Origin of the sequence: Streptomyces sp. NPDC097619 (genome assembly GCF_040302735.1) — a bacterium.
GTDB lineage: Bacteria > Actinomycetota > Actinomycetes > Streptomycetales > Streptomycetaceae > Streptomyces.
The window spans coordinates 1-26069 of record NZ_JBEOSD010000049.1 but is presented as its reverse complement, the minus strand read 5'-3'; the positions used below and the strand labels follow the sequence as shown (position 1 = coordinate 26069).

The window sequence follows — 26069 nt, the reverse complement described above, 5'->3', positions numbered from 1 at the left end:
TCGGGGGCGGGGCCGGCGGCTGCCGGATCGGGGGCGGGTGCGGCGGGTCCGGACACGGGCGCTCCTCGGGCGGATGCGGGAACACCGCCCCGTGGGGCGGGAGTTACGGCGGGACACGTGCGGTGCGGACGGACCGGCCGGCGGTGCGGCGGGCCCGGCGAAGGCAGCGTGCCGGCGCTCCGGAAAACAATCAAGCACGCTTGCATGATTTTCCGGAACCAAAACCCGGCACCCTTCAAGAGAGGCCCCCCGGGGGGATTCCGTTTCGGCCATCCCCCGCAAAGCCCATATGCCACAGGCATGTTCATCCCGTCGACAGGACCCCTGGTCATCAGGACCGGCCCGTTCCCGGGCCCGCTCCCCCAGAAGGCGAGCAATTCCGGTCAGAGAGTGGAAATCCGCGAAAGTTCGCGGGATGTCCGCGTCCATACTGATTCTCGCTCGGGCCCAGAGCAGACGTTCATCACGGGATGCGACCGGCCTGCCCCGCGGCTGGGCCGGACGTCCAGAGGACCAGGGGAACCGCCATGAAATCCAGTCGTCTGCTCGCCATCCTCCTTCTGCTCCAGACCCGCGGCCGGATGACCGCCGCGGAGCTCGCCCGCGAGCTGGAGGTCTCCGTACGGACCATCTACCGCGACGCCGAGGCCCTCACCGCCTCCGGGGTCCCGCTCTACGGCGACGCCGGACACAGCGGCGGCTACCAGCTCACCGACGGCTACCAGAGCCGCCTCACCGGACTCAGCAGCGGCGAGGCCGACGCCCTCTTCCTCACCGGCATGCCCGGCCGCACCGGCGAACCCGGCCTCGGCCAGGCCCTGTCGGCCGCCCAACTCAAACTGCGCTCCGCGCTCCCGCCCGAACTCCGCGCCCAGTCCGACAAGATGCGCCTGCGCTTCCACCTGGACGCCCCGGGCTGGTACGCCGAGGACGCCGACGTGCCCTTCCTGCCACAGGTCGCCGACGCCGTCTGGCGGGGCCGCGCCGTCAGGGTCCGCCTCTGCGAGCCCACCGGACCGGACTCCGGCGGCGCCGAACACCGCCTGGAGCCCTACGGACTCGTCCTCAAGGACGGCCACTGGCACCTGGTCGCCGGACCCGGCCCGCGCACCCTCCGGGTGGACCGGATCCTCGCCCTCACCGACACCACCGAGGAGTTCCCCTACCCCGAGGGCTTCGACCTCGCCGCGCACTGGGAGACCAGCGACGCCGCGAGCCGCGCCCACGAGGCCCGCACCGAGGTCCTCGTCCGCGTCTCCCCCCAGGGCGCCGCCGCGCTCAGCGGCTGCCAGGCCAAGGCCCTCGCCACCACCGGCCGCCCCGACCCGGAGCTCCCCGGCTGGACCAGGGCCCTGCTCCCCGTGGCCTCCCTCGCCGAGGCCGAACGGGAGTTCCTCGCCCTCGGCACCGCCGTCGAGGTCCTCGCCCCGGCCGCCCTGCGCACCCGCATGGCCGCCACCGTCAGCGCCCTCGCCGCCCGCTACCGACAGGCCCGCACCCCGGACGGCCCCGGCGGCGCCCCCGGCCCGATACCGGGAGCCCCCGCGGTGCCGGCCCCCGGCTACGGCCCGGACGGCCCGCCCCGCCGCACCGGACGCGCCGTACGGGCCGCCGCCCCGGCCGTCACCCTCGGCGAACACGCCACCGCCCCGGCCGTCACCGTCGACAACCGGTGACGGCCGGGGACGGCCGCTGACGGCCGCGCACCCCTGCCACGTCCGTCCTGCCACGTGCGGCACCCGCACACCTCGGGCGCCGCACGCCGGACCCCGCACCGGCGCACCTGAGCACCGGCCGGGGTCCCGCTCCTGAGGACTCGCCCTACACGTCGGCGGCCTCCAGGGTCAGCACCGAGCTCTGGCTGCCGAAGGCGAAGGACAACGAGACCGCCCGCCGGACCTGCGTCCGGCGCGCCCCCTCCGCCACGTGGTCGTGGTCCAGCTCCGGATCCGGATCGGTCAGGTTGATGGTCGGGGCCAGCGTCTGGTGGTGCAGCATCAGGCTGGTCGCGGCCGCGTTGATGATCCCCGCGATGCCGAAGGTGTGCCCGTAGATCGGCTTGTTGGAGCTGATCGGCGGCAGCAGGTCGTCCGACCGGCCGGGGTAGAGGGCCCGCAGCGCGCGGCTCTCCGCCAGGTCGTTGTAGCGGGTGGCCGTGCCGTGGGCGCAGTAGTAGTCCACGTCCTCCGGGCCCAGCCCGGAATCCGCCAGCGCCTCCCGCACCAGGCCCGCCGTGACGTGCCCGGTGAGGTCCATCGTGGTCGGGTGGGCGGCCTCGTTGTGGGACTGGTGGCCGAGGATCCTCGCGTAGATCCGGGCCCCGCGGGCCCGCGCCGAGGACTCCCGCTCCAGGCACAGCACCACGGACCCCTCGCCGAGCGCGAAGCCCTCCCGGTCGGCGTTGTAGGGCCGCACCGCCCGCCCGGGCACCTCGGACTCGGTGGACATCACGCCCTTGCCGGCCGCGTGGTAGCACTGGGCCACCTCCGGCACGATCGGGAACTCGTGGCCGCCGACGAGCACGGCGTCGCTGCTGTGCGCCCGCAGTTCCCGCAGCGCCACCCCGATGGCCTGGTGGCCGCCGACGCAGGCGTTGCTGACGGTGGTGACGAGCCCCCGGGCCCCGGTGTGGATGGCCGAGAGGGAGGCCGGGCAGCCGGGCAGGCCCCGGAACATGGCGCCCTTGTCGGCGAAGGCCGTCGGGTCCTCGCCGCGCAGCACCGGCTGCCACCAGGCGAGCGGGCCCCGCGAAGAGGACATCACCACGCTGAGCCGGCGCGGGTCGACGGCGGAGTCCTTCAGGTCCGCGTCCTCGCGGGCCTGGGTGACCGCCGCCATGGTCACCAGGATCTCCCGGCTGTACTTGGCGGCGTGCCGGGGGTCGAGGTCGGGGAGGAAGCGGGCGGCGTCGAAGGAGGTGATCTCGGCGGCCGCGTGCACGGGCAGCCCCGCGGCGGCCGCGTCGAACCGGGTCAGCCGGCCGATCTGCGAGCGGCCCCCGGAGACGTTCTCCCAGAACTGCTCCTGGGTGGTGGTGCCGGCGAGCTGGACGCCTATGCCGGTGACGACCACCGGCTCGTCGGTGTGCGGAGGGAGGGACACGGTTCTCACGCCTTCTGGGTCTCGGGCACGGGGACGGGGGACACGCGGCTCCGGTACGTCAGGACGGCCAGGACCACGGCCGCCGCTCCGAGCAGCGCGGCGGGCAGGGGGAGCCAGTCCGCCCCGGCTCCGGAGACCACCGCACCGCCCGCGGCACCGGCGACGCCGATGCCCAGGTAGAGGGCCGAACTGTTCAGGGCGACCGTGAACGGGCCGTTCGCGGCACTGAGTTCCAGCAGCCGGTGCTGCTGCGGGACCAGGTACATCCAGCCCGTCGCGCCCCACACGAAGAGGGCGACGGCCGCGGTCGGGAAGCTCTGCGCCCACAGCGGGGTGAGCGCCAGGTCCACGGCCATGCCGCCCAGCGCCAGCAGCAGCACCGGGCGCGGCCCGTACTGGTCGGTGGCCCGGCCGGCGACGGCGTTCCCGGCGACCGCCCCGATGCCGAAGACCAGCAGGAGCAGGGACAGCTTGGCGCCGTCCCCACCGGTCGCGGGTTCCAGGACGGGACCGATGTACGCGTAGAGCACGTGCTCGGACATCACCCCGAGGAGGGTGACCAGCAGGGTGGCCAGCACCGGCAGGCTGCGCAGGGCACCCAGTCGTTCGCCCAGCGTGTGGCGGCCCGCCGGCTCCAGACGAGGCAGGGCGAAGCCGCCCGCCAGCGCGACGGCGCCGAGCACGGCCACCGCCACCAGGGTGGCCCGCCAGCCGAAGGCGTCGCCGAGGAAGGTGCCGAGCGGCACACCCAGCGCGGTGGCCACGGTGAGCCCGCCGATGACCACGCCCAGGGCCCGACCGCGCACCTTCTCCTCGACGAGGGCCGAGGCGGCGGCGCTGGCCTGCGGGGTGAAGGAGGCGGCGCCGAGGGCGGCGACCACCCGGCCCGCGAGCAGCCAGCCGTAGGAGGCGGCGACGGCCGAGAGGACGTTGCCGAGGATGAACAGCACCAGGGCCAGGCGCAGGACGGTGCGCCGGGACAGGGAGCCGGTGAGGGTGGCGCTGACCGGCGCGAAGACGGCGTAGGTCAGGGAGAAGAGGGTGATGGTCTGGCCCGCCGCCGCCGTGGAGACGTCCAGGTCCCGGGCGATCTCGGGCAGGACACCGGCGACGACGAAGGCGTCGGTTCCGATGGCGAAGGTGCCGATGGCCATGAGCCACAGGACGGGCGGCAGGGTGGGACGGGCGGACACGTGGTTCCTCTGGGATCGGGGGCGGAGCCGGGCGCGGTCCGGGTTCCGGAGCGCGGCGGCCGGTCAGACGGTGCGCGGCAGGCCGAGGGCCGACCAGCTCTTGTCGAGGGCTCGGATGAAGGTCTGCACGTCCTCGGCGGTGTGCCGGGTGGTGGGCGTGACCCGCAGCCGTTCGGTGCCGGCGGGCACGGTGGGCGCGTTGACGGGCTGGACGTAGATGCCGTGCTCGCGCACCAGCAGGGCGCTGAGCTCCTTGTTCTTGTGGGGGTCTCCGACGAGCACGGGCACGATGTGGCTGTCGTAGGAGAGGGCGGGGATGCCGCGGTCGCGCAGTCCGGCCTTGACCTCGGCGCTGCGGGCGGCGAGCAGGTCGCGTTCGGCGGAGTCCTCGCGGACCTGCCGGACGGCGGCCAGGGCGCCGGCGATGACGGGGGCCGGGCCGGAGGTGGAGAAGACGAAGGGGACGGCGAAGGAGCGGACGAGGTCCACGATGACCCGCGGTCCGGTGAGGTAGCCGCCCGCGCCGCCGAGGCCCTTGCCGAAGCCGCCCTGGATGAGGGTGATGCGGTCGAGGAGGCCCTTCTCCTCGGCGTATCCGGCCCCGGTGGCCCCGTAGATGCCGACGGAGTGGATCTCGTCGAGGTAGGTCAGGGCCCCGGCCTCCTCGGCTATCTCGACGATCTCCTCGATGGGGGCGAAGTCGCCCTCCATGGAGTAGAGGGACTCGAAGACGATCAGCTTGGGGACGTCCGGTCCGACCTCGGCGATCAACTCCCGCAGGTGGGCGGTGTCGTTGTGGCGGAAGATCCGCTTGGCGGCGCCGCCGCCGCGGATGCCCTGGATCATCGAGGCGTGGTTGAGCTCGTCGGAGAAGACCACCAGGCCGGGGATCTTGCGGCCGAGGACGCCGAGCGCGGCGTCGTTGGCCCCGAAGCCGGTGGTGAAGAGGAGGGCCTTCTCCTTGCGGTACCAGGCGGCGAGTTCGGTCTCCAGCTCCTGGTGGTAGGTGCTGGTGCCGGAGATGCTGCGGGCTCCGCCGGTGCCCAGTCCGACGGTGCGGACGGCCTCGGCCACGGCCTCGGCCACGCGCGGGTGGTGGCTGATGCCGAGGTAGTCGTTGGAGCACCAGATGGTGATCTCCTCGGTGTCGCCGTCGGGCCGGTGGACGAGGGCGCGCGGGGCGAGGTCGGTGCGGCGCTCCAGGTGGAGGTAGTCGCGGTAGCGGCCCTGGGCCTTGACGGCGTCGAGTTCGGCTTCGAGGAGTGCGGTCACGTTCACGGTCGTGTTCACGGTCACGGTGTGCCCTTGTCGGGGAGGAGGGAGGATCGGGAGGCGGTGCGCGCGGGGAGCGCGCGGGAGGGTGCGCGGACGGCGGCCCCGGCGGCGGGGCCGGTCGGTTCAGGCCGCCAGTCGCAGGCCCGAGAGGGCGCGGCGCTGGAGGAGCAGGGAGGGCCGGTAGCGGCCGTCGCGGTAGTGGTGCGCGAGGTTGTCGAGGAACCGCAGGACGGTGTCCGCGCCGAGCCGGTCCCCCCAGGCCAGCGGGCCCTCGGGGTAGTTGGTGCCGAGGCGCATCGCGGTGTCCACGTCGGCGGCGTCGGCGACGCCCTGGTGGACGGCTTCGGCGGCTTCGTTGACGAGCATGGCCACGGTGCGGAAGACCAGCAGCCCGGGGGTGTCCCCGACCACGGTGACCTCCTTGCCGAGCCCGCGGAGCAGGGCGGTGACGGCCTCCCGGGACTCCTTCGGGGCGCCCTCGTCGAAGGTGACGGCGAGGCGGTCGGCGCCGGCGTAGTCGAGGGCGAGGTCGAGGAGGGCCACGGGGCGCCCGGTCTCGGCGGCGTGGGCGGCGGCGGTCCGGCCGTCGGTGGTCCGCAACAGGGTCCCGTCGGGCAGCGTCAGCCCCTCGGGCCCGTCCACCGGTCCCGGCCGTACGGTGCTCCCGGCGGCGGCCAGCAGCCCGGGCAGGGCCGCGGCGGGGCCGAGCCCGCCCGTGAGGTACAGGGGCCGGTCCCGGTACGGGTGTTCCGGTCCGGGGCCGCCGGGGGCGTACCGGTCCTCCGGCGCGGGGACGGAGGTCGGGGTCCCCGCCTCGTGGCGGTAGAAGCCGCGCCCGGTCTTGCGGCCGAGGTGGCCGGCCTCCACGAGGCGGCGCTGCACCAGGGAGGGCACGTACCGGGCGTCGTGGTGGAAGGCCCGCCACAGTTCGCGGGTGACGGCCTCGTTGACGTCGTGGCCGATGAGGTCCATGAGCGCGCAGGGTCCGAGCCGGAAGCCGCCGGAGCCGGTCAGGACGGCGTCGATCTCGGCGGGTTCGGCGGCCCGTTCCTCCAGGACCCGCAGGGCCTCGCCGTAGAAGGGCCGGGCCACGCGGTTGACCACGAAGCCGGGGTGCGGGGCGCAGCGGACGGGGATCTTGCCCCAGCGCAGGGCGGTCGCGGCGAGGAGTTCGGCGGTGTCCTCGTCGGTGGCGGGCCCGGCGACCACCTCCACGAGGCGCATGGCGGGCACGGGATTGAAGAAGTGCATGCCCGCGAAGCGGCCGGGGCGCTCCAGGACGCGGGCGAGGGCGGGCAGGGAGAGGGCGGAGGTGTTGGTGGCGATCACGCAGTCGGGGGCGACGACGGCCTCGACGGCGCGGAGCAGGGCGGTCTTGGCCGCCGGGTCCTCGGCGATGGTCTCGATGACGAGGGCGGCACCGGCGAGTTCGCCGAGTTCGGTGGTGGTCCGCAGTCGGGCCAGGTGCTCCTCGGCGGTGCGGTCGCCGAGCCGGCCGGCGCGCTCGCGGCGGCGCAGCCGTTCGCCCAGGGTGCGTTCGACCTCGCGGCCGGCTTCGGGGCGGCGGCCGTACAGCACCACGTGTTCGCCGGCGAGCAGGGCCGTTTCGGCGATGCCGGTGCCCATCGCCCCGGTGCCCGCGACGCCCACGGGGCGCCCGGACGGCGCCGGGTCCGCAGGATGCTGCATGGAAGTCCCCCCGTCGGTTCCGGGCCGCTCCACGAGGGCGGTTCCCGGTCAGTGGCTTCGAGTTGACCAAGGGGAGAGAACACGACACAAGGACGACTTTCAGCCAAGGTGACAAAGGAATGAAGGAAAAGCCGGTGCAAGACCTCTGCATCATTGGTGTTACACGCCGTTCACATTGGATACGAAGCAGCAAAAGGATCAGTCGGAGAAGTGCGCAATGCCTCGAATGAGTGGGGGTAAAGGGCGCTTGAAGACAGTCGTGTTGCGAAATCCGGTCACCGATCCGGAGTGGCCGACTCCGCCCCCACCCCGGGCACCCGCCACCCACCACGACGTCTCGCCCCCGCGCCCGCCCCGACCCCCGAACCCGCCCCGAACCGGCCCCACCACCTCGGCAGATCCCTGCCATTGCCCCCCGGGCAACGGCGACCACCAGCCGCCCGCCCCGGTCACGGACGACCCCGCCCCGCCCCCGCGCGAACACCCCGCCCTGTAGGCCCCGTGTCCGGAACCCACCCCTTACCGGTGGGGACGGGTGCGACAGGAGGGCCCAACTCCCTTTAAGCCAGGACGGAAAGGTCCCTTCCGACGCCCCCGCGCCGTCACCCTCACTCCATGAACACCACCCGAGCCCGCGCCACCGCCGCCCTCGCCCTGACGGCCGCCCTCACCCTCGGCCTCGCCGCGACCGCCACGGCCGCCACCCCCTCCGCGCACCACCCCTCGACCCGCTCCGCGGCCCTCGACGGCGCCCCCTGGGGCGCCCCCACCCCCACCACCCCGAAGCCGGGCGCCACCCCCCTCGGCGACATCATCTGGACCTGAGCGGTGCGCGGCCGCCTCCACACGGTCACCGTGCTCACGTCGACCGCAGCCCTGTCCACCGCCACCGCGCTCGACACCGCCGAGGCACCCGCCACCCGGAACGCGTAGGGCCCCGCCGCCGATCGGGGCCCCGCGCACCGGTGCCCCCGAACCCCGTCATCGGGTCCGGGGGCACCGGGGTGGTTCTTCGACGAACGGCGCGCGCGGGGCCGGGCGGGGCCGGGCGGTCAGTCCTGGCGGAGCCAACCGGCGACCTCGGTCGCCCAGTACGTCAGGATCGTGTCCGCGCCCGCCCGCTTGATGCCGAGCAGGGTCTCCAGGATGGCCCGGTCCCGCTCCACCCAGCCCTTCTCCGCGGCCGCCTCGATCATGGCGTACTCCCCGGAGATCTGGTACGCGGCCACCGGCACGTCCACGGCCTGCGCCACCCGGTACAGGATGTCCAGGTAGGGGCCCGCGGGCTTCACCATCACCATGTCGGCGCCCTCTTCGAGGTCGAGCGCCAGCTCCCGCAGGGACTCCTTGGCGTTCGCCGGGTCCTGCTGGTACGACTTCCGGTCGCCCTGGAGCGAGGAGGCCACTGCCTCGCGGAAGGGCCCGTAGAAGGCGGAGGTGTACTTCGCCGTGTAGGCGAGGATCGCCACGTCCTCGTGCCCGGTCTCGTCGAGCGCGTCCCGGATGACGCCGACCTGACCGTCCATCATCCCGCTCGGGCCCACCACGTGGACGCCCGCGTCCGCCTGCACCTGGGCCATCTCCGCGTACCGCTCCAGGGTCGCGTCGTTGTCCACCCGCCCGTCGGCGTCCAGGACCCCGCAGTGCCCGTGGTCGGTGTACTCGTCCAGGCAGAGGTCCGACATGATCACCAGGTCGTCGCCGACCTCGGCCTTCACGTCGCGGATGGCGAGCTGGAGGATGCCGTCGGGCTCGGTGCCCGCCGTGCCCAACGCGTCCTTGTTCTCGTCCGCGGGCACGCCGAAGAGCATGATCCCCGCCACGCCCGCCTGCACGGCCTCCGCGGCCGCCTTCCGCAGCGTGTCCCGGGTGTGCTGGACCACCCCGGGCATCGCCGAGACGGCCAGCGGCTCGCTGATCCCCTCGCGGACGAAGGCCGGCAGGATCAGGTCCGAGGGGTGCAGCCGGGTCTCCGCGACCATCCGCCGCATCGCCGGGGTGGTGCGCAGCCGGCGGGGCCGCGAGCCGGGGAAGGAACCGTACGCGCTCATCTTCAGTCGCCTCTTCGAGCTTCGACAGCAGTCCCCCCAAGGGTAGGCCCGCCCGGCACCCCCCTGCCGACCCACCGGACCCACCACCCCGCGCACGCCCCCGCCCGCTCGTACGGGCACCGGGCACCGAACTCCCGCGCCCCGCCCCCTCGCCCCCGCACACGCCGACGGGCCCGACCCCCTCGCGGGGATCGGGCCCGTCTCACACCCTCGGGCTCAGGTGGTGCGGCGGCGCCGGGCGCCGGGACGCCGCTCGCTCGGGCGGGACACCGTCTCCCCCGCCTCCTTGGCCGCCTCGCGGCGCGCCGCGCCGTACTCGGCCAGCGCCTCCGCCAGCCGGCTCACGCTGGGCTCCGGCGACAGCACGTCCACCCGCAGCCCGTGCTCCTCCGCCGTCTTGGCGGTGGCCGGTCCGATGCAGGCGATCACGGTCACGTTGTGCGGCTTGCCCGCGATGCCGACCAGGTTGCGGACCGTGCTCGACGAGGTGAACAGCACCGCGTCGAAACCGCCGCCCTTGATGGCCTCCCGGGTGTCCGCCGGCGGGGGCGAGGCGCGCACCGTCCGGTAGGCGGTGACGTCGTCCACCTCCCAGCCCAGCTCGATCAGCCCGGCGACCAGGGTCTCGGTGGCGATGTCCGCCCGCGGCAGGAACACCCGGTCGATCGGGTCGAAGACCGGGTCGTACGGCGGCCAGTCCTCCAGCAGCCCGGCCGCGGACTGCTCGCCGCTCGGCACCAGGTCAGGCTTCACACCGAACTCGACCAGCGAGGCCGCGGTCTGCTCGCCGACCGCGGCGACCTTGATGCCCGCGAAGGCGCGCGCGTCGAGCCCGTACTCCTCGAACTTCTCCCGTACGGCCTTCACCGCGTTCACCGAGGTGAAGGCGATCCACTCGTACCGGCCGGTGACCAGGCCCTTGACCGCCCGCTCCATCTGCTGCGGGGTCCGCGGGGGCTCGACCGCGATGGTCGGCACCTCGTGCGGCACCGCGCCGTACGAACGCAGCTGGTCGGAGAGGGAGGCCGCCTGCTCCTTCGTCCGCGGGACCAGGACCCGCCAACCGAACAGCGGCTTCGATTCGAACCAGGCCAGCTCGTCACGGCGCGCGGCGGCGCTGTGCTCACCGACCACGGCTATGACCGGCTGGTGCCCCTCCGGGGAGGGCAACACCTTCCCCTGCTTGAAGACCTGCGCGATGGTGCCCAGCGTCGCCGACCAGGTGCGCTGCCGGGTGGTGGTGCCCGCGACGGTGACCGTCAGCGGGGTGTCGGGCTTGCGGCCCGCCGAGACCAGCTCGGCGGCGGCCGCCGACACCGTCTCCAGCGTCGCCGAGACCACCACGGTGCAGTCGCTGCCGCCGCTCTCGGTCCAACAGCGCGCCGAAGCGGTCCGGGCGTCCACGAACCGCACGTCCGCGCCCTGTTCGCCGCGCAACGGCACGCCCGCGTAGGCGGGCACGCCCACCGCGGTGGCCACGCCCGGCACCACCTCGAAGGGGATCCCGGCGGAGGCGCAGGCCAGCATCTCCTCGGCGGCGCAGCCGTCCAGGCCGGGGTCGCCGGTCACCGCACGCACCACCCGCCTGCCGGAGCGTGCGGACTCCATGACAAGATTGGCGGCATCCCGGATGACCGGGACCCCGGCGGCTGCTGACGCCTCGTCAGCGACCGTCAGCTGCGGCGTGTCGACACCCGCGCGCGCGTGGGTCCGTACGACGTCGAGCACCTGGGGCTCCGCGATCAGTACGTCCGCGGCCGCGAGGGCCTCGACGGCCCGCAGCGTGAGCAGCCCGGGATCGCCGGGGCCCGCGCCGAGGAAGGTGACGTGCCCCTGGAAGGCCACGGCCGGAAGGGCGGAGGTGGTGGGACGTGTGGGGCTCAAAGTGCTCGCTCCCCCATCAGACCGGCCGCGCCCTTGGCCAGCATTTCGTCCGCGAGCTCGCGCCCGAGCCGGGCCGCCTCTTCGTACGACCCGGGCACGGGACCGGTGGTGGACAGCTGCACCAGCGTGGCGCCGTCGGTCGTGCCGACCACACCGCGCAGGCGCATTTCGTTGACAACCTGCCCGGCACCGGCGTCGCCGGTACCGGTCGCGGCGTCGGAGATCAGGTCCGCGAGGGCGCCGACGGGCGCGCTGCAGCCTGCCTCCAGGGCGGCGAGCAGGGACCGCTCGGCGTACACGGCGGCCCGCGTGAGCGGGTCGTCGAGCCGGCCGAGCGCGGCGATGAGCTCCGCGTCGTCCGCGAGGCACTCCACCGCCAGGGCCCCCTGGCCGGGGGCCGGAAGTACGTAGTCGACCGGAAGGTGGTCGGTGGCCTCGGCGCTGCGGCCGATCCGGTTCAGTCCGGCGGCGGCCAGCACCACGGCGTCCAGCTCGCCGCTGTGGACGAACCCGATGCGGGTGTCCACGTTGCCGCGGATGGCCACCGTCTCGATGGTCTTGCCCAGCTGGCGCGCGTAGGCGTTCAGCTGGGCCATCCGGCGCGGGGAGCCGGTGCCGACGCGGGCGCCGTCCGGGAGCTGCTCGAAGGTCAGCCCGTCACGGGCGACCAGCACGTCGCGGGGGTCCTCGCGCCGCGGGATCGCGGCGAGCACCAGCTCCGCGGGCTGGGCCGTGGGCAGGTCCTTGAGGGAGTGCACGGCGAAGTCGACCTCGCCGCGCACCAGGGCCTCGCGCAGGGCGGTGACGAACACGCCGGTGCCGCCGATCTGCGCCAGGTTCTCGCGGGAGACGTCCCCGTAGGTGGTGATCTCCACGAGCTCGACGGGTCGGCCGGTGACGGCGCGCACCGCCTCGGCGACGTGCCCGGACTGCGACATCGCCAGCTTGCTGCGCCGCGTCCCGAGCTTCAGCGGCTGCTGGGGGGCTGAATTCATGATGCCCGTCCTGTGTTCTTGACGCTCTGCACGTCACCGTCGGTCAGGTCGGCCCGGCTGACGGAGGCGACCGTCCCCGGGTCGAGGTCGAAGAGCTCCCGCAGCGCCTCGGCGTACCCGGCGCCGCCGGGCTCGCTGGCGAGCTGCTTGACGCGCACGGTCGGCGCGTGCAGGAGCTTGTCGACGACGCGGCGCACGGTCTGCGTGACCTCCGCGCGCTGCCGGTCGTCGAGGTCGGGCAGCCGGCCGTCGAGACGGGCCACCTCCATGGCCACCACCTCGGCGGCCATGGCGCGCAGGGCCACGACGGTCGGGGTGATGCGGGCCGCGCGCTGGGCGGCGCCGAAGGCGGCCACCTCCGCGGCCACGATCTCGCGGACGAGTTCCACGTCGGCGGCCATCGGGGCGTCCGCGGAGGCTTCGGCGAGGGATTCGATGTCCACCAGCCGGACCCCGGGGATCCGGTGGGCGGCGGCGTCGATGTCGCGGGGCATGGCCAGGTCGAGGAGGGCCAGCCGGACCGGGCTGCCGGCGGCGAGCCCGGCGCGGGTGCCGCGGCGGGGCCGGCCCTGCGCGGCGGCCTCGCCCTGGTCGGCCCAGGTGCCGTGGAGTTCGAGGGAGCCGGCGTCCACGCCGGTCAGCGCGGAGCGGCCGTCGGCGGTGCGGCCGGGGGCCTCGGTCAGGGAGTCCAGCCCCACGGGGCAGCCGTCCCGGTCCTCGGTGCCGACCGCGGTGATCGTACGGGCGGCCCCCGCGTCGGCGATCCGGCCGTGGGTCCGGGCCGCGACGGCCAGCCGGGCCACGGCGGCCAGGGCGGCGGGCTCCAGCGCGGGAACGGTCGGGGCCTCGGCGGGCCGGGGCACCGCCGACAGGATCTCGGCGACCGGTGCGGGGGCGTGCGGGGCGGGGGCGGCCACCGCGGCGGCCACGTCCTCGCCGGTGAGCACCAGTCCGGTCGCCCCGGTACAGGAGACCACGAGGTCGACTCGTGTCAGCTCGGCGGCGACCCGGTCCATGGGGACCGCGCGCGCCAGGACGCCGGTACCGCCCGCGGTGAGGATCTCCGCCAGTCGCTCGGCCCGGTCCATGGTGCGGTTGGCGACGACGACCTCGGTCACGCCGACGCGGGCCAGGGTGGCCGCGGCGAGGGAGGACATGGAGCCGGCGCCGATGACCAGGGCGCGCTTGCCCGCGGCCCAGGCGTCCACCGGCAGGTCCACGGCCAGCTGCTCCAGGCCGAAGGTCACCAGGGACTGCCCGGCGCGGTCGATGCCGGTCTCGGAGTGGGCGCGCTTGCCGACCCGCAGGGCCTGCTGGAACAGGTCGTTGACCAGCCGGCCGGCGGTGTGCAGCTCCTGGGCCAGGGCCAGGGAGTCCTTGATCTGGCCGAGGATCTGGCCCTCGCCGACCACCATCGAGTCGAGGCCGCAGGCCACGGAGAAGAAGTGGTGGACCGCGCGGTCCTCGTAGTGCACGTACAGGTAGGGGGTGAGCTCCTCCAGCGCGACCCCGCTGTGCTGGGCGAGGAGGGTGGAGAGCTCGGCCACGCCCGCGTGGAACTTGTCCACGTCGGCGTAGAGCTCGATGCGGTTGCAGGTGGCCAGCACGGCGGCCTCGGCGGCGGGCTCCGCCGCGAGGGTGTCGTGCAGCAGCTTGACCTTGGCGTCCGCGGTCAGCGCGGCCCGCTCCAGCACGCTGACGGGCGCGCTGCGGTGGCTCAGTCCGACGACGAGGAGGCTCATGCCGGCATCACCGCCGGCACGTCGCCGTCGTTGCCGGTGTCACCGGCGGCCTTGCGGGGCGCGGCCTCGCGGGGCGGGACGGGCACGGCGGGGGCGGCTCCCGCGTCCTCGCCGGCCTTGCGCTGCTCGTGGAAGGCGAGGATCTGCAGCTCGATGGAGAGGTCCACCTTGCGCACGTCCACACCGTCCGGGACGGTCAGCACGGTCGGCGCGAAGTTCAGGATGGAGGTCACGCCGGCGGCCACCAGGCGGTCGCAGACCTGCTGCGCGGCTCCGGCGGGGGTGGCGATCACGCCGATGGAGACGCCGTTGTCCTCGATGATCCGTTCCAGCTCGTCGGTGTGCTGGACGGCGATGCCCGCCACCGGCTTGCCGGCCATGGCCGGGTCGGCGTCGATGAGCGCGGCCACGCGGAAGCCTCGGGAGGCGAAGCCCCCGTAATTGGCCAGGGCGGCGCCCAGGTTGCCGATGCCGACGATGACGACGGGCCAGTCCTGCGTGAGGCCCAGCTCGCGGGAGATCTGGTAGACGAGGTACTCGACGTCGTAGCCGACCCCGCGGGTGCCGTAGGAGCCGAGGTAGGAGAAGTCCTTGCGCAGCTTGGCCGAGTTGACGCCGGCGGCGGCGGCCAGTTCCTCGGAGGAGACGGTCGGCACCGAGCGCTCGGACAGCGCGGTGAGGGCCCGCAGGTACAGCGGGAGCCGGGCGACGGTGGCCTCGGGAATGCCTCGGCTGCGGGTCGCCGGTCGGTGGGTTCGGCCAGTTGCCACGATGCTCCTGCGGGATGAGCGGGGCTGCAGGCGGCCACATGTCCCAGGACCGCCCCGTCGAGTGCAGGCTATGCCTTTGTGAACGTGTGCACAAAGATTGTGTCCGCTTTGTCCGACCAAAGTGACCGGGGTCACGCGTTGCGGGCCCGCGGCGCGGGAACTGCCGGCGCGCCGCGCGCGTCCACGTGCCGAAGGGGGCAAAGCGGAACACACTCCTCTGTCATAGGCCCCCGATACCGCTCAAAACGCCCACGATGGTAACCGGGCGGCCGGTCAGCCGACCAATGCCCGACGGAGCCGCTCCGGGTTCACCCTCCAGAAGGTGTGCTGCTCCCCGTCCACGAGCACCACCGGGATCTGCTCCCAATACCGGGCATACAACTCCTCGTCCCGGGAGATGTCCTTCTCCTCCCATGCGGAACCGGTCTCCGCGCACACCTTCCCGACGACTTCCCGGGCTTCGTCACAGAGGTGACAGCCCGGCTTCCCGATCAAGGTGACGACCCGCTCGGCGGGGTTCCGCTTTTCCTTGCGACGCAGCAGGGGGCTCATGCCCCCATTCTCCCGCGCCGGGCGCGTAACACCGCCGCCCCGCAGAGTTCACGCCCCGGCATCCGCGCGGTTCGGAACCTTCCGAACAGGTTGACTATGCTCGCCCCATGGCCGCTCTGCGATGGCTCACACCCGGTAAGCGCCCGGCGACCGCCCGGAGCGTGCTGGCAGGCGAGGCTTCGGCCGAAGCCGCCCGCAAGACGACGGCCGGGACGGACACCCCACCCGGCCCCGCCGAAGCGGAGCACGCACCCGCCGCCGACGCGCCCGAAGCCCCCGTCGAACCGGAGTTCCCGGTGGCCGGGGACGACCTCGCCGCCGCCTTCTTCGACCTCGACAACACCGTCATGCAGGGCGCCGCGATCTTCCACTTCGGCCGGGGCCTGTACAAGCGCGAGTTCTTCCGCCGCCGCGAACTGGCCCGCTTCGCCTGGCAACAGGCGTGGTTCCGCCTGGCCGGGGTCGAGGACCCGGAGCACATGCAGGACGCGCGCGACAGCGCCCTGTCCATCGTCAAGGGCCACCGGGTCTCCGAACTGATGGACATCGGCGAGGAGATCTACGACGAGTACATGGCCGAGCGGATCTGGCCCGGCACCCGCGCCCTGGCCCAGGCCCACCTCGACGCCGGACAGAAGGTCTGGCTGGTGACCGCCGCCCCGGTGGAGACCGCCACGATCATCGCCCGCCGGCTCGGCCTGACCGGCGCTCTGGGCACCGTCGCCGAATCCGTGGACGGGGTGTACACCGGGCGACTGGTCGGCGAGCCGCTGCACGGCCCCGCGAAGGCGGAGGCGGTCCGCGCCCTGGCCGCCGCCGAGGGCCTGGACCTCGACCGCTGCGCGGCCTACAGCGATTCGCACAACGACATCCCGATGCTGTCACTGGTCGGACATCCGTACGCGATCAATCCCGACACGAAACTGCGCAAGCACGCCCGGGCCCACGACTGGCGGCTGCGCGACTACCGCACCGGCCGCAAGGCCGCGAAGGTCGGCATCCCCGCGGCCGCCGGGGTGGGCGCCCTGGCAGGCGGTACGGCCGCCGCAGTGGCCCTGCACCGCCGCCGCAAGTAACCGCGGCCCGGCTCCCGCCGCACATTCTCCGAGCTCTACCCGCCCTCCGGGCGGGCCACTCGGCATGCCTCCACTCGGCCAGTTCCCACATCGGAACCAGCCATTCCGCACGCAGAAGTGATCAGCAAGCGATCACGAACAGCGACTGAATATGCCCTCGACACGCAACAGAAGTGTCGGAAGCGATGATTTGAGCAACTGGGTGTAGCGCTGCCTGTACGAAGCGTTATTCTCCTCAAACGCATACGGGCACCCCTCCTCCCCGGCACCGAACCGGCGGACGAGGCAACGGTCCCGCACTGCACGTGATGGAAGCTCTGCCTCTGGGAGTCCCGTGTACCCACCTGTCGGGGTTGACGCCTCGGGCCTGGCTACGCTCCGCGCGGTGGTCATCGACCACCTGCGCGGTTTCGTCCCCACCGCGTACGCCGTCCCCGCCTTCGCCGCCGCGGTCCCTGCCGGCCTCGGTCCTGCCGGTCCTTGCTACGCCCTGACCGACGGGGGCGCGACGGTGGGCAGACGCGGCCGCGGCGGAGGTTCCGGGTCCCACCGGACCGAGTCCGGAGGGACCGCAGCCACGTCCACCGCCCGCCGCCCCACCGCGGACAGCGACAGCGCCCGCATGATGGACCTCGTCGAGCGGGCCCAGGCCGGCGAGGCCGAGGCCTTCGGTCGGCTGTACGACCAGTACAGCGACACGGTCTACCGCTACATCTATTACCGCGTCGGCGGAAAGGCCACCGCGGAGGACCTCACCAGTGAGACCTTCCTGCGCGCCCTCCGACGCATCTCCACCTTCACCTGGCAGGGCCGTGACTTCGGCGCCTGGCTCGTCACCATCGCCCGCAACCTGGTCGCCGACCACTTCAAATCCAGCCGGTTCCGGCTGGAGGTGACCACGGGCGAGATGCTCGACGCCAACGAGGTCGAACGGAGTCCCGAGGACTCCGTCCTGGAGTCCCTCTCCAACGCCGCCCTGCTGGAGGCAGTCCGCAAGCTCAATCCCCAACAGCAGGAATGCGTGACCCTGCGCTTCCTGCAGGGCCTCTCGGTGGCCGAGACCGCCCGGGTGATGGGCAAGAACGAGGGCGCCATCAAGACCCTCCAGTACCGGGCCGTACGCACCCTGGCCCGGCTGCTCCCGGACGACGCCCGCTGACCCACGACCGACAAGTAGCGATACCCCAACCCATGACGCTGTGGTCCGATCATCCTTCGTCCGTAACCCAACTGCCGCGCCGCTCGTTGTGCGGATTGCAGACTCCCTGTGGACACGCCATGCCCGCAGCAACTCACTCGAAAGAGTGCATGCGCTCTTGGAAGGCAACCTTCCGGGCACATAGCGGAGTCGATCGTCATGACGAGAGGAGGTGCCGCCAGTGATCGCGAACGTTCCGACGCACCGGCGGGCGAACGCCTTCGCCCAGGCCCTGGAGGATCGGACCCCGTCCGACCCTGCGGAGACGGCGGCCGAACAGCCCGAGGCCCCGGCCGGAGCTGCCGAACCGGGCGAGCACGACCGGCTGTTGGCCCTGGCGAACGGACTCGGCGAGCTGCCGCGCCCGATGCTGGACCCCGAGGTCAAAGTGGTGCAGCGAGCACAGCTCGTGGCCGCCATGGAGGCCATGGTGATGGAGGGATCGTTGGGCGGTGCCCCGGCGGACCCTCAATTGCCCGAACAGCGGACCGGCCGCGGCGCCCACCGGGCGACCTCGCTCCGGAAACTGCGGCCCCGCTCCCGCTGGTCCAAGGGCATCGCAGCGGGCGGCCTCACCGTGGGTGTGGCGGCCGGGGCCTTCAGCGGAGTGGCCGCTGCCAGCACGGACGCCCTGCCGGGTGACTCCCTCTACCCCGTGAAACGGGGCATGGAGGACATCCGGCTCACCATGGCCGACGACGAGGGCGACCGCGGGGAGCTGTACCTCGACCAGGCCTCCACCCGGCTCCACGAGGCCCGTCGCCTCATGGAACGGGACCGGGCCGGGGCCCTCGACCACGAATCCCTGGGCGAGATCAGGCGCGCGCTGTCCAGCGTGAAACACGATGCCGAGGAGGGCCACCGGCTCCTCCACACGGCCTACGAGAGGGACGGCTCGCTCGGGCCGATCCAGACCCTGTCCTCCTTCTCCCGCTCCCACCGGGACGCCTGGGGCAAGCTGCGCGAGCGACTGCCCGCCCAGCTCACCGACGTGGGCGACCAGGTGAACTCGGTCTTCGACGCCATAGACGAAGAAGTGGCCCCGCTGGAGTCGCTGTTCCCGAAGGCTCCCCAACAGAGCCGCAACGGGTCCGGCTCCGGCAGCCCCTCCGACGCCCACCCGGGCGGTACCGGCGGGGACGACCGGGCCCCGAAGCCCAGCGCCACCCCCGCCCCCGGCGGCCAACCGGCCCCCGGACGTCCGGAACCGAGCACGCCTCCGGACAACGGCGCCCCGGACCAGGGCGAGGACGACGGCGAGGAGGACGGCGGTCTCGGCGACATCCTCGACCCGCCGAAGCCCGGACCGAGCAACCCCGCCTCTCCCAGCCCGGAGCCGGCGGCACCCGAGATCACGCTCCCCCCGCTCCTCCCGGGCATCCTGCCCGGACTGGGGCTCAAGTCGGAGGACGTGGGCTGACCCCGCTGGTGCGGCGGCGGCGGTCGGACTTCAGAAGAAGACCGACCGCCGCTGTACCAGCAGCTTGTACAGGGTGTGCTGGATCTGCTCCCGCACCTGATCGGTCAGGTTGAACATCAGCATCGGATCCTCCGCCGCCTCCGGCGGATAGGTGTCCGTCACGATCGGCTCCCCGAACTGGATCGTCCACTTCGTCGGCAGCGGCAGCATGCCCAGCGGACCCAGCCACGGGAAGGTCGGCGTCACCGGGAAGTACGGCAGCCCCAACAGCCTCGCCAGGGTCTTCGCGTTCCCGACCATCGGATAGATCTCCTCCGCGCCCACGATGGAGCACGGCACGATCGGCGTCCCCGCCCGCAGGGCCGTGGAGACGAACCCGCCCCGACCGAAGCGCTGCAGCCGGTACCGGTCCCCGAACGGCTTCCCTATCCCCTTGAAGCCCTCCGGCATCACGCCCACCAGCTCCCCCGCCTCCAGGAGCCGCTGCGCGTCCTCCGCGCAGGCCAGGGTGTGCCCGGCCTTCCGCGCCAGCTCGTTCACCACCGGCAGCATGAACACCAGGTCCGCCGCCAGCAGGCGCAGGTGCCGCTGCGCCGGGTGCTCGTCGTGCACGGCGACCTGAAGCATCAGCCCGTCCAGGGGCAGGGTCCCCGAGTGGTTCGCCACGATCAGCGCCCCGCCCTCGGTCGGGATGTTCTCGATCCCCTTCACCTCGACCCGGAAGTACTTCTCGTACAGGGGCCGCATCAGGGTCATCAGGACCTGGTCGGTCAGTTCCTCGTCGTACCCGAACTCGTCCACCGGGTACTCGCCGGTGACCCGGCGCCGCAGGAAGGCCAGGCCGCCCGCGAGCCGGCGGTCCCAGGAGGCCCCGGCCGGACCGGCGGCGGGCGTTCCGCCCGGCTCCGCGGACCCCGCCGACTCCGGGGAGGTCTCCTCGGGAGCGGGCCCGTCCGGGACGGCCGCCACGGGCGGGGTCTCCGCCGCGGGCCGCCGGCCGGTGCCGGTGCGCCGCCGGGGCACCCGGGGGGCGGCCGCGCCGCGGCTGCGGTCCCGGTCCTCGTCGAACGGGATGACCTTGGCGTCGGCCATTATCTGTGCGCTCCCTCGTCGGCCCGGCGGGTGCCGGCGGCGGACCCGGCCGCCGGGGCATCGGTGTCCAGCAGTTCCGCGAACCGGTCCACGGTCCGCGCCAGCGCGGCGGGCGGCAGCAGCCCGGTGCCGCGGCTCGCGGCGAAGTCCGCGAAGGTCCCGGCGGTGGTGTAGCGGGGGGTGAAGCCCAGCACCTCCCGCATCTGGGTGGTCTGCACGACCCGCCCGTGCGTGAGGAGCCGGATCTGCTCCGGGGAGAAGTCCAGGGCCCGGACGGTCCGCAGGGCCGCCCCGACCCAGGTGAGGGCGGGCAGCAGCAGCGGGGCCGTGGGCCGTCCCAGCCGCCGCGAGCACTGCGAGAGGGTGAGGACCCCGTCCCCCGCGATGTTGAAGGTGCCGCTGTTGAGGGTGCCGCGCCGGGGTTCCGCGGCGGCCAGGGCCACCACGTCGACCACGTCGTCCTCGTGGACGAACTGCAGGCGCGGGTCGTAGCCCAGCACGGTGGGCAGCACCGGGAGCGAGAAGTACGCCGCCAGCGGGGAGTCGGCGCGCGGTCCGAGGATGTTCGCGAAGCGCAGCACGCAGACCGCCACGTCCGGGCGGCGCCGCGCGAACCCGCGCACGTACCCCTCGACCTCGGCCACGTCCTTGGCGAAGCCGCCGGAGGGCAGGGTCTTGGGCTGGGTGGATTCGGTGTACACGGCGGGGTCCCGGGCCGCGGCCCCGTACACGTGGGTGGAGGACTTCACCACGAACCGGCGGACGGTCGGGGACTTCTGGCAGGCTCCGAGCAGCTGCATGGTCCCGATGACGTTGGCCTCCTTCACGGAGGTCCGTCCGCCGCCGGAGACCGGGGTGGCCGTGACGGCCAGGTGCACCACCGTGTCCACGGCGTGCTCGGCGAGGATCCGGCCGATGGACGGCTGTCGGATGTCCGCGCGGAGGAAGGTGGCCCCCTCCAGCGGACGGGGCGGTTCCACGAGGTCCACGGCGATGACCCGGTCCACCCCCGGATCCTGCACGACCTTCCGCACGAAGCGGCTGCCGAGCGGCCGGGCGGCCCCGGTCACCAGCACGACCTTCCCCACGATCAGCGCCTCCCCTTCACTGCCGGCCGTCCGCGGTACCCCGCACACGGTCCTGGATACACCGCAGCCCCCCCACCACAGAATGGCGGAGGGGCTGCGGAGAACACGTACAGCTGCCGTTTACTTCTTGTTACGACGCTGGACGCGGGTGCGCTTCAGCAGCTTGCGGTGCTTCTTCTTGGCCATCCGCTTACGCCGCTTCTTGATAACAGAGCCCACGACTACCCTCGCTCACTTGGTCAACCCCCGCGTTGGCGGGGACATCTCGGTGCGGGGCTGTCTGGGCCCACACGACCTACGTCGGCCTAGCCTACCCGCCGCGGAGCCGTGCTTGTAATCCGAGTGCCACCGGGGGTGCCCCGGGGGGTCACGGTCAGGCCGACTCCACCCCCACATAGGACTCTCGGAGGTACTCGTGGACCGCGTTCTCGGGCACCCGGAAGGACCGGCCCACCCGGATCGCGGGCAGATGACCGTTGTGCACCAGTCGGTACACGGTCATCTTCGACACTCGCATCACCGAGGCGACCTCCGCCACGGTCAGGAACACGACCTCACTGAGAGGCCTCTCGCCAGCAGCCATGTCACACCTTGACCTTCCGCGCATGACGGGCAACCGGCTTCCCCTCCGGTTACTCCCCGTCGTCGCACGCTCACTCCCCAGAGTAGGGGCGGGTGGTACGAGTGGGGAAGAGGAGCAGCGGACATCGAATTCCACAGGAATTACCCCGGCATACATGCCCTATTGAGGACAAAGCGCACCAGGGGCAGGTAGTGATCGGCGCGCACGGCATCATCAAGCGGAACGGCCACCGACACCCGCCCCTCGGCCTCTCCCACGAACAGGGCGGGATCATCCGCATCTGCCAGCCCGATGGCCTCAAAGCCCAGCTGACCTGCACCGCAGACCCAGCCGTGGTCCCCGATGACCAGCTCCGGCAGGGGCCCTCCGGCCGCCGCGAGGGCGTCCAGCGCGAGCCGAACCGGGAGCGGGGAATGGGAGTGTGCGCCGGTGGCGCCTCCTGGAGGCCGGGCGCCGGGTTCTCGCACCAGTGCGACGCCCCGTACGTAATCGAGGGTGTACCGGCGTACGCCGAACCGGGCCGTCACGTCGAGTGCGACACCCTGCGCGGGGGTGAGCACTTCACATCCCGCCGCCGACAACGCGTCTGCCAACCCGGCGTAAAAGCCGAGCAGCCGGTGCGGGTGGCCGGTGCCGATCAGAACGGGCGCCCGCCGGGCGACCACGTCCCGTAACCGGGCGGCGAAGGCGTCGAGCCGGTCCAGGGTCCGCCCGGGGTCGATGAGGTCGGGGCCGGTGACCCGGTCCGGCTCGGGGGGCACCCCGCACTTGTCGGCCATCAGCAGCAGCAGGTCCCGTTCCGTCCACGGCCGGTCGGGGTCGAGCCCGAGGAGCACCCGCGGGTCGCGGGCGGCGAACAGCCGGTAGCTGCGCAGGCTTTCCTCCCGGGTGGTGGCCACGGGACCGGCCAACCGGGCGGCCAGCAGATGGGCGCGGAGGGCGCCGGTGCTCAACACCCTCCGATGCTGACGCATCCCCGCCGGTACGGCCCGGCATCCGCCCGCACTCCCCACCGTCGGGCTAATACCGGCGCGTTCGGCGGACGGCCGGCGCCCCGGTCCGGGCGGGCCTCAGGCCAACAGGCCGAGGAGCGGGAACACCGAGCGGCGGGTGGCGAGGACGGCCTGGTCGGTGCGGTCGGCGGGGTCGTACCCGGCCTCCCAGTCCCGCCAGGCGGGGGTCCGGCCGTCCGTCATACGGGCGGGGGCGGGCTGCCGGGTCCGGGCGTACACCTCGTGCCGCCAGCTGTCCGGGGTCTCCGCGGCCGGGTCCACCGGCCGGTGGGCGGCGATCCCCACCAGGTGGGTCCAGGAGCGCGGCACCACGTCCACGACGGCGTACCCGCCCCCGCCGAGGGCCAGCCAGCGCCCGTCGGCGTGCTCGTGGGCCAGCTCGTGGCAGGCCTCCTGGACGAGCCTCTGGGCGTCCACGGTCACGGCGAGGTGGGCCAGCGGGTCCTCGATGTGGGTGTCGGCCCCGTGCTGGGTCACCAGCACCTGCGGCCGGAACTCGGCGAGGAGTTCGGGCACGGTGGCGTGGAAGGCCCGCAGCCAGCCCTCGTCGCCCGTGCCGGCCGGCAGGGCCACGTTGACGGCGGTGCCCTCGGCCCCCGGCCCGCCGGTCTCCTCGGGCCAGCCGGTCTGCGGGAAGAGGGTGCGGGGGTGTTCGTGCAGGGAAACGGTGAGGACGCGGGGGTCGTCCCAGAAGGCGGCCTGCACCCCGTCCCCGTGGTGGACGTCCACGTCCACGTACGCCACGCGTTCGGCGCCGAGTTCGAGGAGACGGGCGATGGCGAGGGAGGCGTCGTTGTACACGCAGAACCCGGCGGCGCCGCCGGGCATCGCGTGGTGCAGTCCGCCCGCGAAGTTCACCGCGTGCCGGGCCTCGCCCCGCCAGACGGCTTCGGCGGCGGCCACGGACTGCCCGGCGATCAGCGCGGAGGCCTCGTGCATCCCGGCGAACGCCGGGTCGTCGGGGGTACCGAGTCCGTAGGAGCCGTCGGCGGAATCCGGGTCGGCGGAGACGGCCCGGACGGCGGCCACGTAGTCCTCGCGGTGGACGAGCCGCAGGGTGGAGTCCCCGGCCGGCGGCGCGGCGCGCACCTCGATCTCCCGGTCCAGGCCGAAGGCCCGCACCAGCCCCATGGTCAGTGCCAGTCGCACCGGGTCCATCGGATGGCTCGGTCCGAAGTCATACCCCGTGACCGCCTCGTCCCACATCAACAGTCCGCGCCCGCTCATGCCCGCCACGGTAGCGGTCGCCTTCCGCGGCGAACGAGGGGGCATGGACGAGAGTCCCAAGTACGAGCGCCATGGGGACGAGCATCGCGAGCCGGTAGTCGAAGGCGTCGCCGAGGGCGCCGACGAGCGGGGAACCGATCAGGAAGCCGACGTAGTTGAAGATGTTGAGCCGGGCCACGGCGGCGTCCGAGTGCCCGGGGAAGAGCCGGCCCGCGGCCGCGAAGGTCTGCGGCACGATCACGCACAGCCCGAAGCCCAGCAGCGTGAAGCCGAGCATCCCGGACCACGGCCCCCGGGCGGCGGCCACCACCCCGAACCCGGCGGCCGCGAGCAGGGTGCCGGCCCGCACGACGGCGACCGCCCCGAAGCGCCGCACCCCGCGGTCGCCGACGGCCCGACCGAGCAGCGTGGTGACCATGTACACGGTGTAGGGGACGGTGGCGAGCTGCTCGGAGCTGCCCAGCACGTCCTGGAGGTACTTGGCGCTCCAGTTGGCCACGGTGGAGTCCCCGATGTACGCGCAGGCCATCACCAGGCAGAGCGGCAGCAGCGGCCGGAAGAACCCGGCGGAGCCCGGCCCGGGGACCGCGGGACCCCCGGACGGCCGCGCGGCGGCCTCCGGCGCCCTCCCGGCCCCTCCGACCCCCTCGGGGTCTCCGGCCTTCCCCCCGGGGGCGGGGACCGTGCCGGGGGCGTCCGCGTAGCGCCGACTGGCCAGGAGGGCCAGCGGCAGCAGCAGGGCCACGGCGGGCAGGTACCCGGTGAACAGCGGCAGCTTCCAGTGCGCCCCCGCCCAGGCCGCGGAGGCTCCCGCGATCCCGCCGAGGCTGTAGGCGGCGTGGAAGCCCAGCATGATGCTGCGCCCGTACTGCCGTTGGAGGCTGACGCCGAGCATGTTCATGGAGGCGTCGAGGGCGCCCACGGCCAGGCCGAAGGCGGCCAGGGCCGCCGCGGCCTGCCAGAGCCGCCCGCCCGCGCCGACGGCCAGGAGGGACAGCAGGACGACCGGCTGGGACCAGCGCAGGACGACGCTGGGCGGGGTCCTGCGGACGAGCCTCTCGGTGGCGACGCTCGCCACCCCGGCGAGGACGGGCACGGCCGCCAGGAAGACGGGCAGCAGCCCGTCGGATATCCCGTACCGGTCCTGGATGGCCGGGATCCTGGTGACGAGCAGGGCGAAGGTGACCCCTTGCACGAAGAAGCTGAACGCCAGGGCTGCCCGGCCGCGCCGCAGGCGCACGTCTGTCATGGCCGCACAGCGTAGGCCCCGCCACTACCGGTGGGTAGGTCCCGGACGTGGCCGGATCCGGCGGGTTCGGCCGCCGGTCCCGGGTGGGCCCGGGGGCGGGCCGGAGCCGGGTGCGGGTCAGCCTCGGATCAGCGCGGGCAGTTCCTTCATGTGCCCGAAGAGGTGGGTGGCACCGGCCAGTTCGGCCGGCGGGGTCATGCCGGTGTAGCCGACGACGTCCATGCCGGCGGCGACGGCGGCCCGCACCCCGAGGGCGCTGTCCTCGACGACGAGGCAGCGGGCGGGCTCCACGCCCATCCGCTCTGCCGCGTACAGGAACAGGTCGGGGGCGGGCTTGCCCTTGCCGACGTCCTCGGCGCTGTGGATGAGGGCCTCCGGGAACCAGGGGGTGAGTCCGGCACTGCGGTGTCCGACGCGGATCCGCGCGTGGCTGCCGGAGGAGGCCAGGCAGTAGGGGACGCCGCGGGCGCGGAGTTCTTCGAGGACCTCGACCACGCCTTCCACGGGCCGCAGCTCCCGCGCGAAGGCGGCGGCGGTGCGGGCGTGCAGGGTGGCGTCGAAGTCCGCCGGCAGTCGTTGTCCGGTGCGTTCGCCGATGAGGTCGTGGACGCGGTGGACGGCGGCCCCCATGTAGTCCCGCAGGGAGTCCTCGTAGCTGGTGGGGTGGCCCAGTTCGGTGAGGTAGGCCGCGAGGATGGTGTTCGCAACGGGCTCGCTGTCCACGAGCACACCGTCGTTGTCGAAGATGACGAGGTCATAGGTCATGCCCCGACCCTAAACGCAGAAAAGCCCCGCACCATAAGGTGCGGGGCTCCCCCACAATGATTGTTCGGCGGCGTCCTACTCTCCCACAGGGTCCCCCCTGCAGTA

Annotated in this window: 23 protein-coding genes; 5 read left to right on the top strand and 18 right to left on the bottom strand. The window is 73.4% G+C overall.

The annotated features are described in order from the left end of the window. The first annotated feature begins 527 nt into the window (after nucleotides 1-527). Nucleotides 528-1676, top strand: coding sequence for a helix-turn-helix transcriptional regulator (locus tag ABTZ17_RS16135; RefSeq protein WP_352196244.1), 1149 nt, complete (start codon nucleotides 528-530; stop codon nucleotides 1674-1676). A gap of 145 nt (nucleotides 1677-1821) precedes the next feature. Here ABTZ17_RS16135 and ABTZ17_RS16130 read toward each other — a convergent pair whose 3' ends face one another. From ABTZ17_RS16130 to ABTZ17_RS16115, 4 genes are all read right to left on the bottom strand, one after another. Continuing rightward, nucleotides 1822-3102, bottom strand: a complete 1281-nt coding sequence (locus ABTZ17_RS16130) for a beta-ketoacyl-[acyl-carrier-protein] synthase family protein (RefSeq protein ID WP_352196243.1) — start codon at nucleotides 3100-3102, stop codon at nucleotides 1822-1824. 5 nt (nucleotides 3103-3107) lie between these two features. Further along, entirely contained in the window at nucleotides 3108-4295 is a 1188-nt protein-coding gene (locus ABTZ17_RS16125) for an MFS transporter (protein WP_352196242.1), read from the bottom strand. Between the two features lie 63 nt (nucleotides 4296-4358). Continuing rightward, nucleotides 4359-5585 (bottom strand): 5-aminolevulinate synthase, encoded by a 1227-nt coding sequence (gene hemA, locus ABTZ17_RS16120; protein ID WP_352196241.1) that lies wholly within the window; start codon nucleotides 5583-5585, stop codon nucleotides 4359-4361. A 108-nt stretch (nucleotides 5586-5693) separates the two neighbouring features. Continuing rightward, nucleotides 5694-7259 carry a 3-hydroxyacyl-CoA dehydrogenase gene (locus ABTZ17_RS16115; protein WP_352196240.1) on the bottom strand — a complete coding sequence of 522 codons (1566 nt, stop codon included), beginning with the start codon at nucleotides 7257-7259 and terminating at the stop codon, nucleotides 5694-5696. Between the two features lie 615 nt (nucleotides 7260-7874). On the opposite strand from ABTZ17_RS16115, the gene ABTZ17_RS16110 reads away from it, so the two are divergent. Next, nucleotides 7875-8084 (top strand): hypothetical protein, encoded by a 210-nt coding sequence (locus tag ABTZ17_RS16110; RefSeq protein ID WP_352196239.1) that lies wholly within the window; start codon nucleotides 7875-7877, stop codon nucleotides 8082-8084. A gap of 227 nt (nucleotides 8085-8311) precedes the next feature. Here ABTZ17_RS16110 and hemB read toward each other — a convergent pair whose 3' ends face one another. The 6 genes from hemB to ABTZ17_RS16080 form a co-directional block, all read right to left on the bottom strand. Next, complete coding sequence (hemB, locus tag ABTZ17_RS16105) at nucleotides 8312-9310, bottom strand: porphobilinogen synthase (RefSeq protein WP_352196238.1); 999 nt, start codon at nucleotides 9308-9310, stop codon at nucleotides 8312-8314. Between the two features lie 216 nt (nucleotides 9311-9526). After that, nucleotides 9527-11194 (bottom strand): bifunctional uroporphyrinogen-III C-methyltransferase/uroporphyrinogen-III synthase, encoded by a 1668-nt coding sequence (locus ABTZ17_RS16100; RefSeq protein WP_352196237.1) that lies wholly within the window; start codon nucleotides 11192-11194, stop codon nucleotides 9527-9529. Further along, entirely contained in the window at nucleotides 11191-12189 is a 999-nt protein-coding gene (gene hemC, locus ABTZ17_RS16095; RefSeq protein ID WP_352196236.1) for a hydroxymethylbilane synthase, read from the bottom strand. Before hemC ends, ABTZ17_RS16100 begins: the two co-directional genes overlap by 4 nt. Continuing rightward, on the bottom strand, nucleotides 12186-13931 hold the full coding sequence (locus ABTZ17_RS16090; protein WP_352196235.1) for a glutamyl-tRNA reductase: 1746 nt from the start codon (nucleotides 13929-13931) through the stop codon (nucleotides 12186-12188). Before ABTZ17_RS16090 ends, hemC begins: the two co-directional genes overlap by 4 nt. Continuing rightward, on the bottom strand, nucleotides 13928-14701 hold the full coding sequence (locus ABTZ17_RS16085; protein ID WP_352196234.1) for a redox-sensing transcriptional repressor Rex: 774 nt from the start codon (nucleotides 14699-14701) through the stop codon (nucleotides 13928-13930). The genes ABTZ17_RS16090 and ABTZ17_RS16085 overlap by 4 nt, the downstream gene beginning before the upstream one ends. 273 nt (nucleotides 14702-14974) lie before the next feature. Continuing rightward, on the bottom strand, nucleotides 14975-15253 hold the full coding sequence (locus ABTZ17_RS16080) for a glutaredoxin family protein (protein WP_352196233.1): 279 nt from the start codon (nucleotides 15251-15253) through the stop codon (nucleotides 14975-14977). A 107-nt stretch (nucleotides 15254-15360) separates the two neighbouring features. On the opposite strand from ABTZ17_RS16080, the gene ABTZ17_RS16075 reads away from it, so the two are divergent. The 3 genes from ABTZ17_RS16075 to ABTZ17_RS16065 all read left to right on the top strand — a co-directional run bounded on the left by ABTZ17_RS16075 (nucleotide 15361) and on the right by ABTZ17_RS16065 (nucleotide 18947). Next, nucleotides 15361-16329, top strand: coding sequence for an HAD family hydrolase (locus ABTZ17_RS16075; RefSeq protein WP_352196232.1), 969 nt, complete (start codon nucleotides 15361-15363; stop codon nucleotides 16327-16329). A 334-nt stretch (nucleotides 16330-16663) separates the two neighbouring features. After that, nucleotides 16664-17488: an ECF subfamily RNA polymerase sigma factor, BldN family gene (locus ABTZ17_RS16070; RefSeq protein ID WP_352196231.1), complete on the top strand. Its 825-nt coding sequence runs from the start codon at nucleotides 16664-16666 to the stop codon at nucleotides 17486-17488. Nucleotides 17489-17708: 220 nt separating this feature from the next. Continuing rightward, nucleotides 17709-18947: a DUF5667 domain-containing protein gene (locus ABTZ17_RS16065; protein WP_352196230.1), complete on the top strand. Its 1239-nt coding sequence runs from the start codon at nucleotides 17709-17711 to the stop codon at nucleotides 18945-18947. 30 nt (nucleotides 18948-18977) lie between these two features. Here ABTZ17_RS16065 and ABTZ17_RS16060 read toward each other — a convergent pair whose 3' ends face one another. The 8 genes from ABTZ17_RS16060 to ABTZ17_RS16025 all read right to left on the bottom strand — a co-directional run bounded on the left by ABTZ17_RS16060 (nucleotide 18978) and on the right by ABTZ17_RS16025 (nucleotide 25964). Beyond that, nucleotides 18978-20039 carry a lysophospholipid acyltransferase family protein gene (locus ABTZ17_RS16060; RefSeq protein WP_352196229.1) on the bottom strand — a complete coding sequence of 354 codons (1062 nt, stop codon included), beginning with the start codon at nucleotides 20037-20039 and terminating at the stop codon, nucleotides 18978-18980. Then, nucleotides 20039-21127, bottom strand: a complete 1089-nt coding sequence (locus ABTZ17_RS16055; protein ID WP_352196228.1) for an NAD-dependent epimerase/dehydratase family protein — start codon at nucleotides 21125-21127, stop codon at nucleotides 20039-20041. The genes ABTZ17_RS16060 and ABTZ17_RS16055 overlap by 1 nt, the downstream gene beginning before the upstream one ends. Nucleotides 21128-21247: 120 nt before the next feature. Then, nucleotides 21248-21346 carry a 30S ribosomal protein bS22 gene (locus ABTZ17_RS16050; RefSeq protein ID WP_003948845.1) on the bottom strand — a complete coding sequence of 33 codons (99 nt, stop codon included), beginning with the start codon at nucleotides 21344-21346 and terminating at the stop codon, nucleotides 21248-21250. Between the two features lie 154 nt (nucleotides 21347-21500). After that, nucleotides 21501-21710, bottom strand: a complete 210-nt coding sequence (locus ABTZ17_RS16045) for a helix-turn-helix domain-containing protein (RefSeq protein WP_158708561.1) — start codon at nucleotides 21708-21710, stop codon at nucleotides 21501-21503. A 140-nt stretch (nucleotides 21711-21850) separates the two neighbouring features. Continuing rightward, a complete protein-coding gene (locus tag ABTZ17_RS16040; RefSeq protein ID WP_352196227.1) occupies nucleotides 21851-22666 on the bottom strand; it encodes a phosphatase in 816 nt (271 codons plus the stop codon). A gap of 114 nt (nucleotides 22667-22780) precedes the next feature. Further along, the gene (locus ABTZ17_RS16035; protein ID WP_352196226.1) at nucleotides 22781-23950 is read right to left on the bottom strand and encodes an acetoin utilization protein AcuC; all 1170 of its coding nucleotides are present in this window, start codon (nucleotides 23948-23950) and stop codon (nucleotides 22781-22783) included. Continuing rightward, the gene (locus tag ABTZ17_RS16030; protein ID WP_352196225.1) at nucleotides 23901-25199 is read right to left on the bottom strand and encodes an MFS transporter; all 1299 of its coding nucleotides are present in this window, start codon (nucleotides 25197-25199) and stop codon (nucleotides 23901-23903) included. Before ABTZ17_RS16030 ends, ABTZ17_RS16035 begins: the two co-directional genes overlap by 50 nt. 117 nt (nucleotides 25200-25316) lie before the next feature. Continuing rightward, the gene (locus tag ABTZ17_RS16025; protein ID WP_352196224.1) at nucleotides 25317-25964 is read right to left on the bottom strand and encodes an HAD family hydrolase; all 648 of its coding nucleotides are present in this window, start codon (nucleotides 25962-25964) and stop codon (nucleotides 25317-25319) included. Between the last annotated feature and the right edge of the window lie 105 nt (nucleotides 25965-26069).